The 16,905-nt window shown below is 56.6% G+C and carries 10 protein-coding genes; 8 read left to right on the plus strand and 2 right to left on the minus strand.

Annotation, left to right across the window (positions count from 1 at the left end):
* The first annotated feature begins 24 nt into the window (after positions 1–24).
* From WBG83_RS05720 to WBG83_RS05745, 6 genes are all read left to right on the plus strand, one after another.
* Positions 25–1,548, plus strand: coding sequence for a hypothetical protein (locus WBG83_RS05720; protein WP_336743458.1), 1,524 nt, complete (start codon positions 25–27; stop codon positions 1,546–1,548).
* A 147-nt stretch (positions 1,549–1,695) separates the two neighbouring features.
* Complete coding sequence (locus tag WBG83_RS05725) at positions 1,696–1,815, plus strand: DUF6254 family protein (RefSeq protein ID WP_336743460.1); 120 nt, start codon at positions 1,696–1,698, stop codon at positions 1,813–1,815.
* A gap of 530 nt (positions 1,816–2,345) precedes the next feature.
* Complete coding sequence (locus WBG83_RS05730) at positions 2,346–4,643, plus strand: glycosyltransferase family 39 protein (RefSeq protein WP_336743462.1); 2,298 nt, start codon at positions 2,346–2,348, stop codon at positions 4,641–4,643.
* Positions 4,644–4,700: 57 nt separating this feature from the next.
* Positions 4,701–5,723 carry a glycosyltransferase family 2 protein gene (locus WBG83_RS05735; protein ID WP_336743691.1) on the plus strand — a complete coding sequence of 341 codons (1,023 nt, stop codon included), beginning with the start codon at positions 4,701–4,703 and terminating at the stop codon, positions 5,721–5,723.
* A 141-nt stretch (positions 5,724–5,864) separates the two neighbouring features.
* On the plus strand, positions 5,865–6,836 hold the full coding sequence (galU, locus tag WBG83_RS05740) for a UTP--glucose-1-phosphate uridylyltransferase GalU (protein WP_336743464.1): 972 nt from the start codon (positions 5,865–5,867) through the stop codon (positions 6,834–6,836).
* A gap of 544 nt (positions 6,837–7,380) precedes the next feature.
* Positions 7,381–10,578, plus strand: coding sequence for a glycosyltransferase family 39 protein (locus WBG83_RS05745; RefSeq protein ID WP_336743466.1), 3,198 nt, complete (start codon positions 7,381–7,383; stop codon positions 10,576–10,578).
* Between the two features lie 227 nt (positions 10,579–10,805).
* On the opposite strand, the gene ilvD is transcribed toward WBG83_RS05745, so the two are convergent.
* Together ilvD and WBG83_RS05755 are read right to left on the minus strand one after the other, a co-directional pair.
* Complete coding sequence (gene ilvD, locus WBG83_RS05750) at positions 10,806–12,476, minus strand: dihydroxy-acid dehydratase (RefSeq protein WP_336743693.1); 1,671 nt, start codon at positions 12,474–12,476, stop codon at positions 10,806–10,808.
* Between the two features lie 79 nt (positions 12,477–12,555).
* Positions 12,556–14,688 carry an HD domain-containing phosphohydrolase gene (locus WBG83_RS05755; RefSeq protein ID WP_336743468.1) on the minus strand — a complete coding sequence of 711 codons (2,133 nt, stop codon included), beginning with the start codon at positions 14,686–14,688 and terminating at the stop codon, positions 12,556–12,558.
* A 180-nt stretch (positions 14,689–14,868) separates the two neighbouring features.
* Between WBG83_RS05755 and WBG83_RS05760 the strand changes: the two genes are divergently transcribed.
* Entirely contained in the window at positions 14,869–15,612 is a 744-nt protein-coding gene (locus WBG83_RS05760; RefSeq protein WP_336743470.1) for a class I SAM-dependent methyltransferase, read from the plus strand.
* Positions 15,609–16,577 carry an MBL fold metallo-hydrolase gene (locus WBG83_RS05765; protein WP_336743472.1) on the plus strand — a complete coding sequence of 323 codons (969 nt, stop codon included), beginning with the start codon at positions 15,609–15,611 and terminating at the stop codon, positions 16,575–16,577. The genes WBG83_RS05760 and WBG83_RS05765 overlap by 4 nt, the downstream gene beginning before the upstream one ends.
* Positions 16,578–16,905 lie beyond the last annotated feature (328 nt).

A 16,905-nucleotide genomic window follows, 5' to 3' on the forward strand; every position in this document is an offset into this window, starting at 1 on the left:
TATGTGGAGGAGGGGGAAGCCTGAATGGATATGAAGGACCAGGACACGGATGAATTGCGCGAACGGATGCTGGACATGGAAGGGTTTAGCGAAGAGCAGGCGGCGGAGCTGGGAGGGATCACAAGACGATTTCTCGCCTCCTACGCCGGGAAGCCGGAGGACATGAACGATCGGGACTGGCTGGAGCGGCAGCTGAAGGAGGAGCTTCCGTCCCTGGGCGGCGATGAGGCAGCGCAATTGGCCGGCCAGTGTATGGAGGAAATCGAGAGCTTCTCCCAGCGCTTGAGCTCGTTGGACGAAACGATTGAGAACGGGGGCACGAAGGAGCAATGGTTTGCCAAAAAAGTGCAGGAGGCTTCGGTCGGAGTCAGCATCAATGAATTCGGTGCCTATTTGTCTACCGTGGATCGCTTCATTTATGAATCCAATTTGCAGATGAAGCGTGTCATTACGAATCGGGACGGCGGTATCAGCCAGAGCCTGAATCTGGACGGCTTTATGGCCGAGCAGCACCATGTGAATTCGTTCAATATGAACGCGAAGCTGCAGCGCAGTCCGTTCATGGCGGAGGTTATGGCTCCCGCGCCCGGCCAAACCTACGGGAAAAATTCGTTTGATGTCGTCATTCGCGATAGCGGCGGCAACATTGTGCATCAATATCAAATGAAATACGGCGCTACCGCACAGGACACGATCAGATTGATTCGGTCCGGCAATTACAATAATCAGCGTCTTGTAGTTCCGGCCGAGCAGCTTGCGGAGGTCAAAAAAGCATTCCCCGGCAAAAGCATCGACAGCTCCATCGGTCAGACCGATAAGGTGCAGACGGCCAGTCAGCCGCTGACCAAGCCGCAGGCTAAAGAAATGCAGCGCACCGCTCAAGCCCGGGGAGAAGCGGCTCGGGAAAATTGGAACCATTTCCAAACCAAAGAGCTGGCGAAACATATTGGGAAGCAGGCGGGCATAGCGGGCATTCAAGCCGCAGCGCTGACGGCGGGTCTGGATATCACCTGCAAAATGATGCGCGGCGAGTCCATTGCTCCCGGGGCGACGATTGAACTGGCTCTACAAACAGGGGCGGATGCCGGAATCAAGGCTGCTGCGGCAGGCGCCGTGTTTGCGGGGGTGGAGAAGGGTGTGATTCCCCTCATTCCGAAAGGAACACCGATCGGAGTCATTGCCAATATCGTTAGTGTCGGCATTGAGAATGTGAAAATAGCCGGCCAAGTCACCGCCGGTCAATTAACCGCCAGCCAAGGCCTTGACCGGATGGGACGCACGACGACCTCCATGGTATATGGTATCGGTTGGGGATCGGCCGGTGCGACGATTGGAGCTGCGGCGTTATCCTGGATTCCTGTGGCCGGACCGATAATCGGCGGCTTCGTCGGCGGGATGGTCGCTTATACGGCCGGCTCCAAATTCGGGGAGGCGGTGTATGAAACAGCCAAAAAAATTGCCATCACGGCCAAGAAGGCCGCCTTCAAAGCCTGGGAAAGCCTGAAAGGTACCGGGAACCGCGTATTGAATTGGCTGACCTCCCATTAACATAGAAGCACAGGAGCCCGTGCTTGTCCCTCTGATTCCTGCTGCCGGATGCTCTAACGATGGTTATTTTCCCATTCATTCGGCGCGGACGGTTTGGACATACTTTCTTCGTAGTCTATATCCACAAGAGGAAGGAGCTTGCTTACGATGAGTCATGCCAAACGGCGTGAAGAGAGCGCATGGAAAAGCCGCAAGCAAAATCAAAAGCCCCACGGCAAAGTGAAGTCGCTGCACGAGCTGGCGGAGGAAGGGGAAGCCCAGTCCTAAGCCGTCTCTCCCGAACGAAGGCCTTGATTCTCCGGCTGTTGAAGCCGGAAGATCAAGGCTTTTTTGCCTTGAAGCCCTTATATTAAGCCGATGGTACATACTATTTCGGGCCGGAATGCTTCGGTAGCGGCCTGCAGCTCATTGTGGCCGACACCGTGGCGCGCTGGCTTAGCCAGCCGGATGAAATTCCGCTGGCCTTGTAGCTGCTATCATCGGTGTGCCCTATTTCGTTTATTGGCTTGTTAACTCGAACGCGCAGCTTGTCCCTTAAAAGGCCAGCCGGCATTGCCGGGGAAGCCACTGAAAAAGTCCCTTTGATGTAGTAAGGTACAACCACTCAAGAAAAATGAGGAGGCTGTACCTATGCCCGACGGGTCTTTTTTGCTGCCGAAGGCCGGTGTAAGGACGAAGCCGCGGGGCTTTCAGCAACTTTTCAGCAAACACTTATCGGGGCTTCAGCTTGATTTCATCTTCCCTTCATGCAGTCCGGTTACACTTGCAGCATACGTTACGAAATGGAGGAATAAGACATGCTCCGGAAATGGAAGAGTCCTTGGGACGCAGCCGCGATGGGACTCATTTTGCTGCTTTCTCTGCTCCTTAATATAAGCAATTTGGGACAGGAGGGGTACAGCAATTCGTATTATGCGGCCGCGGTCCGCAGCATGCTGCAAAGCTGGCACAATTTCTTCTATGCATCCTTCGATCCGGCGGGGTTTATCACGGTAGATAAGCCGCCTGTAGCGCTTTGGGTGCAGACGCTCAGCGCGAAGCTGTTCGGCTTTTACGGCTGGAGCATTATTTTACCGCAGGTGATCGCGGCTGTCGCTTCCGTCTGGCTCCTGTATTTGCTCGTTCGCAAGCCCTTCGGACGGGCAGCCGGCGTGATCGCGGCCTTAATTATGGCTTTAACACCTGTGGCCGTTGCCGTATCGCGGACAAATAACATGGACAGTATGCTGGTGCTGACGCTGCTTGGAGCGGCCTGGTTTGCGGTCAAAGCGGGCGAAGAGGGGCAAATGCGCTGGCTGATGGCATCCGTCATTCTTATCGGCATGGGCTTCAATGTGAAAATGCTGCAGGCCTTCATGGTTCTGCCCGCCATTTATGTGTGTTATCTGCTTGGGGCGAAGCTGTCCTTTTGGAAAAAAATCAAGCATTTAACCGCAGCGGCGGTTGTTACGGCAGTCGTTTCCTTTTCATGGACGGCGGTGGTGGATGCCGTTCCGCCCAGTGAGCGGCCCTTTATCGGCAGCAGTACGAATAATACGGTGACCGAGCTGATTATCGGCCACAACGGCATGGAGCGCATCCTGGGACGCGGCCAAGGTCTTGGCAGTACATCGAAGGACGATGGAAACGGGATTGCGGCTGCCGCCGGGTCCGTTGAAGGCCCGGGCGGCAGGCTGGCCGGGGGCGGAAGCTCACAGGATCAAGGAGCTGGGGCTCTACCTCTGGCTCAAGGCGGCGCAGATAGCATGACGATGCAGCCGCCGTCCGGCGAAGCCCCGGGCCAGATGGGGATGCAGCCGCCGGCTGGCGCTGGACCGGCAGGTATGGACGGCGGCCCGGCGGCCCCCGGCGCAGACGGAGGCTTTGCGGGGGACGGCGGTCAAAACGGAGGCGGAGCCCGGGGAGGTGCCGCGGGCGGCCCCGGCGGAACCGGAGAGATTGGAACGGCGGGCGCGCTTCGTCTGTTCAACAGCAGCATGGCCGGGCAGGCATCCTGGCTGCTGCCGCTGGCTCTTATCGCCTGCATTGCGCTGCTGGGCGATATCAAAGGCTGGCGCACGCTTTCGGCCCGGCACCGGGCGGCCCTGTTCTGGCTTGCTTGGCTGGCACCGATGCTCGTATTTTTCAGCTACGCGGGCTTTTTCCACCGGTACTATTTAATTATGCTGGGGCCGGGTATCGCCGCGCTTGCGGGCGCGGGACTGGTTGCGATGTGGAACGATTACCGCAGCCGGGAGAGCGGCTGGCGTCAATGGCTGCTGCCGCTGGCCTTGGCTGTGACTGCAGCGGTGCAGCTTGTACTGGTGTGGAGATACACCGGGCTGCGGCCGACGCTGTTTGTCGCCATCGCCCTTTTCAGCACAGCGGCGCTTCTGCTGCTGGCGGCGGTACGGCGGTTTAATCCGCGCTTCGGCAGAGCCGCCATTGCGGCAGGCTTGATTGGGCTGCTGCTTGCCCCAGGCTACTGGTCGCTTACTCCGGCGATGAACGCCGGCAAAAGCGCAGTGCTTCCTTACGCCGGCCCGGAGCTGAGCAGCGGGATGGGCATGGGCGGGGGCGGCGTGAGCGGCACCTCGAGCCAGGCAAGCCCGGACGGGCTGACGCCATATTTGCTGTCCCATTATACGGAAGGCTCCTACCTGGTCGGCGTACAGCGCTCGACTTCAGCTTCATCCTATATTATTACGACCGGCTTGCCGGTTATGGCATGGGGCGGCTTTCAAGGCGACGATCCGGCTATCACGGCGGAGGAGCTGGAAGCACTGGCCAAGGCGGGCAAAATCAAATACTTCCTGCTCGAAGGCAGGGGAATGGGCGGCGGACAAAATGAAATCGCCCAGTGGATTCAAGCCCACGCCCGAGAAGTCCCGGCCGAGGAATATCAAGGCACAACCGCTCCAGGCACGGCAGGCGCAAGCGCCGCAGGAGCAAACAGCCAAGCGGCTTCAACGGCCGAGCCAGCCGCCGATCGTCCGGGCGAAGGAGCCCCGGAAGGGCAGAATGCCCGCCGAAGCGGAGCCGGAGACAGAGGTAACGCAGAGCGGGGCGGACAGACGATGAGCCGCTCGGGAACCTTGTATGAATACACAGGCTGAACCGGCCTGATTGAACGATAAAAAAGCTCGATTTGACTAAAGGAGGCTGCATCAGTGATGAAGACATCTATCGTATATTCCGTCGTCATACCCGTTTACAATGAAGAGGAGGTACTCCCCGAAACGTACCGCCGCTTGAAAAAAGTGATGAACCGCCTGGGCGAATATTATGAGCTGCTGTTCGTGAATGATGGCAGCCGGGATCGCTCGGGAGCCATTTTACGGGAGCTGAGCGCGGCCGATCCGACCGTCAAGGCCATACATTTTTCACGAAACTTCGGGCATCAGGTTGCGATTACAGCCGGGATGGATTATGCGCAGGGACGGGCGATTATTGTTATCGACGCTGATTTACAAGACCCGCCGGAGCTGATTATGGATATGGCGGCCAAGTGGAAGACGGGCTATGATGTCGTCTACGCCAAGCGTGTCGAGCGCAGGGGGGAAAGCGCCTTTAAGCGCTGGACGGCGGCGCTTTTTTACCGGACGCTGCGTGCTTTGACAGATGTGGATATTCCGGCGGATACCGGCGATTTCCGGCTGATTGACCGCAAGGTGTGCGATGCGCTGGGCGAGGTGCGGGAGAAAAACCGTTTTATGCGCGGTCTCATCAGCTGGGTCGGCTTCCGGCAAACCGCTATTGAATATGTGCGTGATGAGCGCTGGGCGGGGGAAACCAAATATCCTTTGCGCAAAATGCTGAAGCTGTCGGCGGATGCAATTACGTCCTTTTCGTATAAGCCGCTGAAGCTGGCCTCCTATCTGGGCTTCACGTTATCTGCCTGCAGCTTCATTTATTTGCTGTACGCCATTGCCGAAAAGCTGTTTATGTCAACGACGGTTCCCGGCTGGGCGTCGCTGGTTTGCCTCTCTCTGTTTTTCAACGGCGTCGTCCTCATAATTCTGGGGATGATGGGCGAATACATGGGACGCATATATGATGAAGCGAAGGGGCGTCCGCTGTATTTGGTCGGCGGCAAAGACGGCTTCGAGCGAGTATCCTTTCCCGACGATCAGGACTTATACCGCTCCAGGCATGTGGAGCATGAGCATGATGCGCACATCCGGCATTATAACTGAACGATGCATGCGCACAAGTCGATTTTGTTTTATTTGCTGAATCAACCGTTCGCGGTCTCCATCGCTGTTACTTGCGCGGGCGGCAAGCTGCGGGTATTTCGTCATATCACGATCCAATCCAAAAGAAAGCGGTGATTCCTCATGACCAACAAACGTATTCGAAAAGCTGTGATCCCGGTCGCGGGCCTCGGCACCCGGTTTTTGCCGGCGACCAAGTCGCAGCCGAAGGAGATGCTTCCTGTTGTCGATAAGCCGGCTATTCAATATATTGTCGAGGAGGCGGTCGCCTCCGGGATTGAGAGCATCTTAATCGTAACCGGCCGCAATAAACGGGCCATGGAGGACCACTTCGACAAATCCTTCGAGCTGGAGACGATTTTGGCGGAGAAAGGAAAGACCGGGCTGCTGGAAATCGTGCGCAGCGTATCGGGAATGGCCGACATTCACTACATCCGGCAAAAGGACGCCCTTGGCCTCGGCCATGCAATACTTCAGGCACGGGCCTTCGTCGGAGACGAGCCGTTCGCAGTGCTGCTAGGGGACGATATTATTCAAGCGGATGAGCCGTTTCTTCGGAGCATGATGGAGGCGTATCACCGGGAGCCGGCTTCAATTGTGGCGGTACAGCCGGTACCGCGCAAGGATGTGGACAAATATGGGATTGTGATGCCCAAAGCAGCAGGCCCTGCGCCGCAGGATCAGCCGTACTTCGAAATATCGAGTCTGGTGGAAAAGCCCCGCGTGGCGGAGGCGCCCTCGAGTCTGGCCGTCATCGGCAGATATATTTTGGAGCCGACTATTTTCGATGTGCTGGAGCGGATTCCGTTCGGGGCCGGAGGAGAGCTGCAGCTTACAGACGCCCTTCAGCAGCTTAGCGGTATGTCACGGCTGATAGCGATGCCTATCACCGGGGTGCGTCACGACATCGGAGACAAATTCGGGTACATCCGGGCCAATATCGAATTCGCCCTGGAGCGGGAGGAGCTGAAGCAAGATTTGCGCTCTTATTTACGATCCCTGGTTCAGCAAATTCACACGATGGACAGCGCATCACAGGCGGCCCCGACCGTACAGGGCAAACGGGTCCGTGTCCGTAAGACGGGCCGGGTTTGAACAGGAACAGGAACAGGAAGGAGTTCGTTGGCTAACGGGTCCCGTTATACAGCAGCCCCGACTGTGCGCCGGGAGCTTCGTACCTGCGGTCGGCAGACCTCCGTTATGCGACAGCACTTTGCAGAGCGAGAGCTCGCCCGTTCGCGGAATCCGGATGCGGATATGCTCCTCAGAAACGCTGAACCACGAAACCATGAAACCACGAAACCACGAAACCACGAAACCACGAAACCACGAAACCACGAAACCACGAAACCACGAAACCACGAAACCACGAAACCACGAAACCACGAAACCACGAAACCTCCAAACCACGTCCGTGGCCGCGGATGTTTTTGTTTTAGCGGGTGAAAATGAAGACGCCGCCGCGTTCGTAGCGCGGCTTTTTTGCCGTTTTTTATGCGCAATGGCTGCATGTACTGAACAAATGATTGTTTCAGCTATAGGCAAATATTAGTTGAAAAGTGTATGCTAGTATAGAATGTCCGTTAAAAAAAGGGCGAAGGGAACATATTTTTACAAGTGAGCAAGGGGGCTCTCGTCAGTGAATGGTTGGCTGGTCGGCGGGTTGTTTGCCATTATTTTTATGTATGTATATCGGATGCTTGTGAAGCCGTCCGGGCTTCGGGAGGAGCAGGGGGCCAGGCCGGCCTTGGCTGTTATGGTGCTTGCCGGGCTGGCAGTGCGTTTTGTCATGGCTTACCAAATTCCCGGCTTTGATATTGATGTCGGGACCTTTAAGGCATGGGCGGGCATTGTTGCGTCCGAAGGCCCCGGAAAATTTTACAGCTCGGCCTCGTTCAGCGATTACCCGCCAGGATACATGTATGTGCTGTATGTGATCGGTCTTCTGCAGCGCGGGCTGGCGCTTGGCTGGGATTCGGCGGCGATGAACATTCTCATCAAAACGCCCGCCATGCTTGCTGATGCGGCCATTGCCATCCTGCTGTACCGCTGGGCCGAGGCCGGGAAGCAAACGCAGCTGGCGCTGGGTGCTGCGGCGCTGGTGCTGTTCAATCCGGCGTTTTTGATTAATTCAGCCGCTTGGGGGCAGGTGGATTCCTTTTTTGCCCTGTTTGTGATTTTGTTCGTCCGCTGGCTGGAACGGGACAAGTGGCCGGCTGCAGGAATCATTTATGCGCTGGCTGTGCTTATCAAGCCTCAGGCGCTGCTCTTCGGGCCGCTTATTGCTCTTATTATGTGGCGCAGACGCCGCTGGCAGGAGGGGGCGCTGGGAGCATTATACGGACTGGCTGCCTTTGTGCTGGGAGCGCTGCCATTTACCGGCTTGACCGGCTTGCCCAAGCTGGGAGGTCTGTATTTCAACACGCTGGCTTCTTACCCTTATGCCAGTCTTAACGCCTATAATCTGATGTCATTAGCGGGCGGAAATTTTGTTCAGCTGTCCGAGCGTTTCGGGCCGCTCACATACGGGACCTGGAGCATCGTGCTGATGGCGGGAACCTATGCGGCGGTAGCCTGGTTGTACCTCAAGAGCAAGGACACTAACGAACGCCTGGCCCTGCTTGCAGGGGCGACGATTATCCTTGTATTTGTACTGACAGCCAAAATGCATGAGCGCTACTTGTTCTATGCTCTGCCGCTGCTGATCATCGGGGCTCAGCAGTGGAAGGACAAACGGCTTCTGTGGCTCATTTTCGGCTGGAGCTTGTTATTTTTCGCGAATGTTCAGCAGGCGCTATCCTCCAGCTACAGCAAGATTTATCATCTTCCTGCAGCCGATCCGCAGCTCTTGGCCGGGTCTGCTGCCGCCGTGCTGCTGCTCGGATATACGCTAATGGTGCTGCATTCGATATTTATGCGGGAAAAGGTGGTTTCCTGGGAGCTGCAGAACGGCTCCGGACAGCAGCCGGGCGGCAAGAAGGGGAGGGGGGCGCAGCAGGCCGGCGGCATCAGGCAGCCGGTGTCGTCCAGCACTTCATTCTTTACCGGCTGGCTGTTCCCGCTGGATACGGATAGTTCCAATCGGCTGGACCGGGAGCTGAACGAAAACCGCACGTGGCGCCGCCTGGATCTGCTGCTGCTCGGCTCGCTGCTGCTTGTCTATACAATCCTTGCGTTTATTCATCTAGGAGACAGCAAAGCGCCTCAAACCGCTTGGGAGCCGCAGACCACGGGGGAAAGCGTCCTGATTGCATGGAGCGAGGCGCATCAGCTTGCCCGGATGAACAGCTTCGCGGGCATTGGAGACGGCTCGCTAAGGGCTGAATTGTCGGATGACGGAGTAACGTGGCGAGATGAAGTGAACGTCGAAATTAACGTGTTCAAAGGCTTCTCCTGGCAGAGTGCCCTGCTGGACAAGCCGGCACGGTTCGCCAGAGTGACGGTGGTAAAGCCGGGATTTACCTTGTATGAGCTGGCGTTTTTTGCGCGTGAGGGCGGGCAGCCGCTTCAGCCTGACCGGGTGACGGTTATTCAGCCTGGCACGAATGTTTCAGCAACCGGAGTCCCGGCGAGCCCGGAGGCACAAGAAGCCGCGGCCAAGCTGTTTGACGAGCCGCTGCAAACGGCGTTCCAGCCTTCCTATTTGAACGGGGCGTACTTCGACGAGGTGTATTATGTACGTGCCGCCTACGAGCTGCTGCACGGGATGACGCCGTATGAATCGACCCACCCGCCGCTGGGCAAATGGCTCATCGCAATGGGGGTCAGCGTGTTCGGCTTCCACCCGTTCGGCTGGCGAATTGTCGGCACGCTGTTCGGGGTGGCGATGATTGCGGTGATGTATTGGCTGGCGAAGCGCTGCTTCGGCAAATCGAAATACGCCTTTGCCGCCGCCTTCTTGCTCACCTTTGACAGCTTGCATTTTGTTCAGACGAGAATTGCCACAATTGATGTATACACGGTCTTTTTCACGCTGCTCATGTTTGGCTTTATGCTGAGCTTTGTAGATGCGGTGAAGCGAGGGGCCGGGCCGGTGCAGCAGCTGGTGCCGTTTGCTTTGTCTGGCATCAGCTTTGGCCTGGGGGCGGCTGTCAAGTGGAATGCGGTATATGCGGGGCTGGGCTTGCTCGTGCTGTGGCTGTGGGCGGCTTACCAAACCGGCCGTGAGGACCGGAGAAGGCTTGTTCCGCTTGTTTTCTGGAGCATGGTTTTCTTTGTCGTCATTCCTATAGTGATTTACTGCGCGACTTTTGTCCCGCAGGTTACGGCAGCCGGGTCTACGCAAGTATTGGCCGATATTTGGCAGGCCCAAAAACAAATGTACGCCTACCATAGTCAGCTTCACGCGGAGCATCCGTTCAGCTCGCCTTGGTGGCAGTGGCCGGTAATGACCCGCCCGGTATGGTATTTCGCCGGAGTTCATATGCCGCCGGGAGTTATATCCAGCATCGTTGCCATCGGCAATCCGCTGGTCTGGTGGTTAGGCTTTGCTGCGGTGCTGGCGCTTATGGCCGTAGCTGTTCGCAATCGGACGCGCCTCCCAGTGTTTGTCTGCGTGGCATTCTTCTCGCAGCTGGTGCCTTGGATGTTCGTACAGCGGTTAACGTTTTTGTATCATTATTTTCCGCTCCTGCCGTTTTCGATTTTGGCTCTTGTGTATGCGTATCGGTATGTGGAGGAAAGCGCACGACAGCATCGCCGGATTGCAATCATCTATCTCGTTCTGGTCGCCTTGGTATTTTTCCTGTTTTACCCGGTGTTATCCGGGGCCGAGGTCAGCACAGGGTATGCACAGCAGCTGCGCTGGTTTAAATCGTGGTATTTCTTCTCGGGATAAATTTTGAATCAACAAGCCAAGGCGCATGGCCAATACGGATGCTGCTTCAGGCTGCCCCGTTTCCAGCATCTCTCGGGATGGAGGGACGGGGTATTTTTTATGAATGCACGCAACGGGCAAAAGAAAAAGCAGCCCTCCCGGAGTATGCCTCCAAGGAAGACTGCGTAAATGGAATTGAAATTACATGCGGTTATAAGAGTACCGTTAGAAGTACCGAAAACCGGTGATTAAACCTTCATTACACCGCCGGTGCTGGCGGATGTAACGAGCTTGGAATAGCGGCCCAGCCAGCCGGTTTTGATTTTCGGTTCAAAGCCTTTCCAGTTTTCAGCGCGGCGAGCAAGCTCTTCGTCGCTGATTTCCAGCTTGATGCTGCGGTTGTTCATATCCAGCTCGATGATGTCGCCATCCTCAACGAAGGCAATCGGACCGCCCTCAGCCGCTTCCGGCGAGATGTGGCCGATACTGATTCCGCGCGATGCGCCGGAGAAACGGCCGTCAGTAATGAGACCAACCTTGGCGCCGAGGCCCATACCCACGATTTGCGAGGTAGGCGCCAGCATTTCCGGCATCCCTGGACCGCCTTTCGGTCCTTCATAGCGGATAACGACAACATGGCCTTCTTTAATTTTGCCGTTGGCAATGCCTTCAAGGGCAGATTCCTGGGAATCGAAGCAGATAGCCGGCCCTCTGTGGTAGCCGCCGACCGATTTGTCAATCGCACCGACCTTAACGATACCGCCGTTAGGAGCCAGGTTACCGAACAGGACAGCCAGTCCCCCCTCCGGCGTATGCGGATTATCGATGGTCCGGATGACGTCCGTATTTTTAATTTCGCAGCCTTCCACGTTTTCACGCAGCGTTTTGCCGGATACTGTCAGCGTATCGCCAAACATGGCGCCCGGTTTTTTCAGTACCTCGTTGATTACAGCGCTGACGCCGCCCGCATGGTGCACATCCTCGATATGATAGTCGGAAGCCGGCGCAATTTTTGCCAGATGCGGAACCCGCTTGGCCACTTCGTTAATACGCTCGATTGGGTAATCGATACCTGCTTCGTGAGCGATAGCGAGTGTATGCAGCACGGTGTTGGTGGAGCCGCCCATCGCCATATCCAGCGCAAACGCATTGTCAATCGCTTCGATGGTAACGATGTCGCGAGGCTTAATGTCCTGTTTGATGATTTCCATCAATTGACGGGCGGATTGTCTTACGAATTCTTTACGCTCTTCCCAAATCGCAAGAATGGTTCCGTTGCCTGGCAGCGCAAGGCCAAGACCCTCAGCCAGACAGTTCATGGAGTTTGCAGTAAACATCCCGGAGCAGGAGCCGCAGGTCGGACAGCCGTATTGCTCCAGCTCCTCCAGACCTTTCTCGTCGATTTTACCGGCTTGGTAAGCGCCGACGCCTTCGAATACGGAGGACAGCGAGATGGAACGGCCGTTTTTGTCTTTCCCGGCTTTCATCGGGCCGCCGCTGACGAATACGGTCGGAATGTTAACGCGGAGCGCACCCATCATCATGCCCGGGGTAATTTTGTCGCAGTTTGGAATACAGACCATGCCGTCGAACCAGTGAGCGTTAACGACGGTTTCCAGTGAATCCGCGATAATCTCACGGCTTGGCAGGGAATAGCGCATCCCGATGTGGCCCATTGCAATCCCGTCATCAACACCAATGGTATTGAATTCAAATGGGACGCCGCCTGCTTCGCGAATGGCTTCTTTTACAATTTTACCGAATTCCTGCAGGTGAACATGACCTGGGACGATATCGATGTATGAATTGCAAACGGCAATAAACGGCTTGCCGAAATCTTCTTCCTTCACGCCTGCGGCACGGAGCAAGCTGCGGTGCGGCGCGCGGTCGAATCCTTTTTTGATCATATCGCTGCGCATTTTCTGCTTGGACGATGTTGATGTAGACATGTTACTTCCCCTCCCGGGCTTGGCCCATCGTTAGTTTCATCCTATTATTTTAACACCATCGCTGCGAAATGTTAACTTGAAAAGTTTCGGTGCCTTGTCTGTGCGCATTTTGCTTCATGAACAGCAGGGTTTGGTCCGGGATAGACAAGAACGCCTTGGCGCAATCAGGGCAAAACTGAGTCCCTAAATGCTCCTCAATCACCTGCTTGGCTTTCTCGACCGACTGCGCCTTGCGGTACGGCCGATCGCTTGTGATGGCATCGAAGGTGTCCGCCAGCGCGAATATACGCGCCCCGAGCGGAATTTCCTCCCGCTTCAAGCCGTGCGGATAGCCTTTGCCGTCGTAGCGTTCATGATGGTACAGCACGATATCCAGGGCGTTTTCAAGAAACTCGATATCCTTCAGCATCTCAAACCCGATAGTGGAGTGGGAGCGCATGACCGTCCATTCCTCACTGCTCAGCTTATCCGGCTTCAGCAGAATCGCGTCGGGAATCCCGATTTTGCCGATGTCATGAAGCAGCGCTCCCCAGCGGATACTGCTTATTTCTTCCTCGGACAGCTTCATCTGCCGCGCGATAGCCAGACTGTAGGCGACGACCCGTTCCGAGTGGCCTTGCGTTTCCGTATCCTTCTGATCCAGCGCTTTGGTCAAGGTGCGGATTAAGGTCAGGTTGGAGCGCTCCAGATTTTTTTTCAAAATCAGATTTGCGAGCGGTCCGCCCTGGGATGTGATGTGGTTGTCACATTGACTGCGGATGAAGTCATTAAAGCGCAGCGCATGACGCATGTCAATCATGACGACGAGGCCGTTGACCTGATTATCTCTGGAATCGACCAGAGGCGCAAGCAGCACTGATTTGGCCGGCCGGTCCGCAAGCTGCGGCGCAATCCAGCCCAAATCCTCAATCGCATTGAAATAAACCGTCTTCTTGTTGAAAAATAAACCTGAAATCACGTTCGAATCAGTTATTTTCATATCCAAGGCCGGATCATGCACAGAGCGCAGCATCAGATTCTCCGCATCCATAAACCAGATCAGGGTCTGCTCATACTGAAGCAGCTTGCGGGTCAGCTCGCTGATTTTGAGCGCGCCTTCGTGCAGGTCGACGGCTTTCAGCAGCTGCCGGGCCATCCGCTCCGATAATTGGCGGAACGTTCTTTTTAACCGCTTGATCTGAATGTCGATAATATGCTGCACGGCAAAAGAAAGCAGAGTGACGATACGCTGCATCACGATTTGCTCCGCTTCGCCGTAGTGGGAATCCAGGCGGCTGTAAAGGTGAAGAACGGCAAGGCGGTCACCGGATAGAATAACAGGGACGCGCAGAACGGAGGCCGCTTCGTACCGGTGCAGGCTGTTCACGAGCAGCAGCCGGTCTTCCTCAGGAACGGCCAAGGGCGAATCGGCCGCCGCCGCAGCCTCGATTCGTGGAGCTCCTTCAATGAGCGTCAGCTCCGTCCGGGAATCCGGATAAGGCAGTGTCAGCAAGCCGCTGCTGCTGCTGTGCTGCAAGCTGCCGTCTTCGTGTTCTTGAACACAGGCGGCCAGCATTTGGAACGGCCGTATCGGATCCGGAAATGTAAGCAGCAGCGCGTCATACTGCACCAGCTTTTGAATCTCGGGAGCCAGATACTCCAGCAAAAGGGCCGGCGTGGTCAACTGGCGCAGCTTGGCTGCGGCCTCAGCCTGAAGCTGGAACAACGTGCGGGACAGGTGGGTATAAATGACAATTTCCGCCTCTCGCGCGGCCAGATGCACGAGCGTTTCACTGAGAGGACCAGCGTCCTGAACCGTCTGGAAGGCAAGCAGCCCCCATTCCCGCTGCTCGACATAAAGCGGCACGACATGCCAATCCGGCCGGGAGGCGGCGAATTCAGCGCTGCTCCCGTAAAAGTACGCGCTGGCGGCGCTGCCGCCGCTCGCATGCTCCGCGTATTCGTCCGGCTCAGATTCCGCGCGGGAGCAGGGCCTGCTGTAGACCGTCTGGGCATGCAGATGCGCTCCCTGCCGCTTATAGATTGCTGCATGAAGGACCGGCGTTTTTTCCTCAAATGAGAGCGTTAACAATAAATGAAGCTGCTGCTGCAGGGTTCCGTCCCTGGTGCAGATTGTGCTGTGACTCGTGCGGTGCTGCAGCGCAGCCAGTTGATGTTCGGCATTGGCTTCTTTCAAGACCATCACTCACTCCTCCTATGTCTAAAGTATGATTTGAATGAGGTCTAACGGCTCACATGCTGTATCCATTCGACACGAGACGCTGCAATTCCTTTTCTTTGGAAAAAAAATCGCGGGGGTGCTACAATAGACAAAGGCTTACGAGCAGGCGCACAGGAATGCAGAAGGAGAGGAAACGTCCGGATGAAGGATTGGTTTGAAGAAAGCTTTGGCAGCGATTATTTGCTTGTATATAAGCATCGGGATTTATCGGGAGCCCAGCGGGAGGTCGAGCGTATGATTGGCTGGCTGGACCTGCCGGTGGGAGCGGACGTGCTGGATTTGTGCTGCGGCATGGGACGGCACGCGCTGGCGCTGAGCGCTGCAGGCTACAAAGTGACCGGAGTGGATTTGTCCGGGGTGCTGCTCAGTGAGGCGCAGCGGCTCGATGAAGGAAAGGATGTGCGCTGGGTACAGGGGGATATGAGGCAGCTGCCGATCGACGGCCCGTACGATGCGGTTGTCAATCTGTTTACTTCCTTCGGCTATTTCGATGACGATGCGGAGAGTGCCCGGGTGCTGGGTGAAATGAACCGGGTGCTGGGCGAAGGCGGACGCTGGCTGCTGGATTATCTTAATCCGACGTATGTCCAGGCGAATCTGGTCCCGTTCTCCCAGCGTACGGAAGGAGATGTAACCATCGAGGAGTCACGGCGCATTGAGGACGGCTTTGTCCGCAAGACGATTGTGCTCCGGCAGCCGGGAGCTCCCGACCGCACGTACCGCGAGCAGGTGCGGCTGTTCAGCCGAGAGCAGCTGGCGGCAATGGCAGAGAGCGCCGGACTAGCGCTGGAAGCGGTATATGGGGATTATGAGGAAGGGCCGTACCTTGCGGAGCAGTCGCCGCGGATGATTTTTGTCGGAAGAAAAGGAGCGGCGCATAAATGAACAGAATTCATGAAGTGACGGCAACCATTACGCAGGTGAAGGTGCCGCTGCCGTTTCCGCTGCGCTGGGTCAACAGCTACGTGATCCGGGAAGGAGACGGAATTACGGTTATCGACCCCGGGCTGCATACGCCGGACAGCGTAGCCGTATGGCAGGAGGCAATGGCGGGGCTGGGCTTCGGGTTCCGTGATGTGCAGCAAATCGTCCTGACGCATCATCACCCGGACCATTATGGCCTGGCCGGGTGGCTTCAGGCAGAAAGCGGCGCCCCGGTGTACTTGTCAGAGCAGGGCATCCGCCAGGCGGCGCTGCTGTGGAGCGATCAGCGCACCATGACAGATGGCCTGCATGCGCTGTTTCTGCAGCACGGGATGGATGCCGAGACGGGCAAGCAGCTGCAGGAAAATATGGAATCCTTTGTCCCGATGGTCTCTCCGCAGCCGGATTTGCTGACGCTGCCGGAGGAAGGAACCATTCGGTTAGGCGCTGCGGAATACCGTATTCTGCATACGCCGGGGCATGCTCTTGGCCACTTATGCTTTCTGGATGAGCGGGCGGGCCGCATTTTTTGCGGAGATCATGTGCTGCCTTCCATTTCCCCCAATGTCAGCCTTATGCCGGGCTTGGAGGTCAACCCGCTTGCTTCGTTTTTGGAAAGCCTTCAGGAGGTGTCGGCCCTGCGCGTTACAGAAGCGCTGCCCGGCCACCGGGACCCGTTTGCCCAGTTTAGCGAGCGGGCGCTGGAGCTGATCCGCCACCATGAGGAACGGCTTGCCCTGATGCGCTCCCGGCTATCCGTGCCCATGACGGCATACGCGCTGTGCCGGGACATCTTCGGCCACCGGTTGACGCTGCATCAGCTGCGTTTTGCCATGGCGGAAACATTGGCGCACGTTGTCTATCTGGAGTCTGAAGGACTGATTACCGCGTCGGAGCAGGACGGACAGTTCGTTTACAGGTCATAGCGTACAGCCGTACAACGGACAAAGGCTTCACCGAAGCCCTAATCGGGCGGGAGAGTGACGCATAAAGCGGCAGATGAAGCGAATCGGGAGCGGAAGCAGTGTTCGCGAAGGCTGAACCGCCATCCGGATGAGCCGGGGCAGGCCGGACGCTGGACCTGGACGAATAGCAAATAGCCGGGACGGTGAACTGCAACTCAAACGACACACCCCCCTGCGGACGGCAGCGTCCGGACAGGGGGGTGTATTTTTTACAATGAGAGGCTGTGCGCGTATGCCTGGGAAGGAACCGGTGGTCGGGATAGGGTGATCCGGTGACATTCCTGTTTGT

The sequence above is a fragment of the Paenibacillus sp. y28 genome, assembly GCF_037137075.1.
GTDB lineage: Bacteria > Bacillota > Bacilli > Paenibacillales > NBRC-103111 > JBBBNV01.

Bases quoted from the DNA above. Each gene is read 5' to 3' on its own strand.
- WBG83_RS05725 (WP_336743460.1), top strand. From the start codon at position 1,696: ATGAGTCATGCCAAACGGCGTGAAGAGAGCGCATGGAAAAGCCGCAAG.
- galU (WP_336743464.1), top strand. From the start codon at position 5,865: ATGACCAACAAACGTATTCGAAAAGCTGTGATCCCGGTCGCGGGCCTC.
- WBG83_RS05730 (WP_336743462.1), top strand. From the start codon at position 2,346: ATGCTCCGGAAATGGAAGAGTCCTTGGGACGCAGCCGCGATGGGACTC.
- WBG83_RS05760 (WP_336743470.1), top strand. From the start codon at position 14,869: ATGAAGGATTGGTTTGAAGAAAGCTTTGGCAGCGATTATTTGCTTGTA.
- WBG83_RS05735 (WP_336743691.1), top strand. From the start codon at position 4,701: ATGAAGACATCTATCGTATATTCCGTCGTCATACCCGTTTACAATGAA.
- ilvD (WP_336743693.1), bottom strand. From the start codon at position 12,476: ATGCGCAGCGATATGATCAAAAAAGGATTCGACCGCGCGCCGCACCGC.
- WBG83_RS05755 (WP_336743468.1), bottom strand. From the start codon at position 14,688: ATGGTCTTGAAAGAAGCCAATGCCGAACATCAACTGGCTGCGCTGCAG.
- WBG83_RS05765 (WP_336743472.1), top strand. From the start codon at position 15,609: ATGAACAGAATTCATGAAGTGACGGCAACCATTACGCAGGTGAAGGTG.
- WBG83_RS05720 (WP_336743458.1), top strand. From the start codon at position 25: ATGGATATGAAGGACCAGGACACGGATGAATTGCGCGAACGGATGCTG.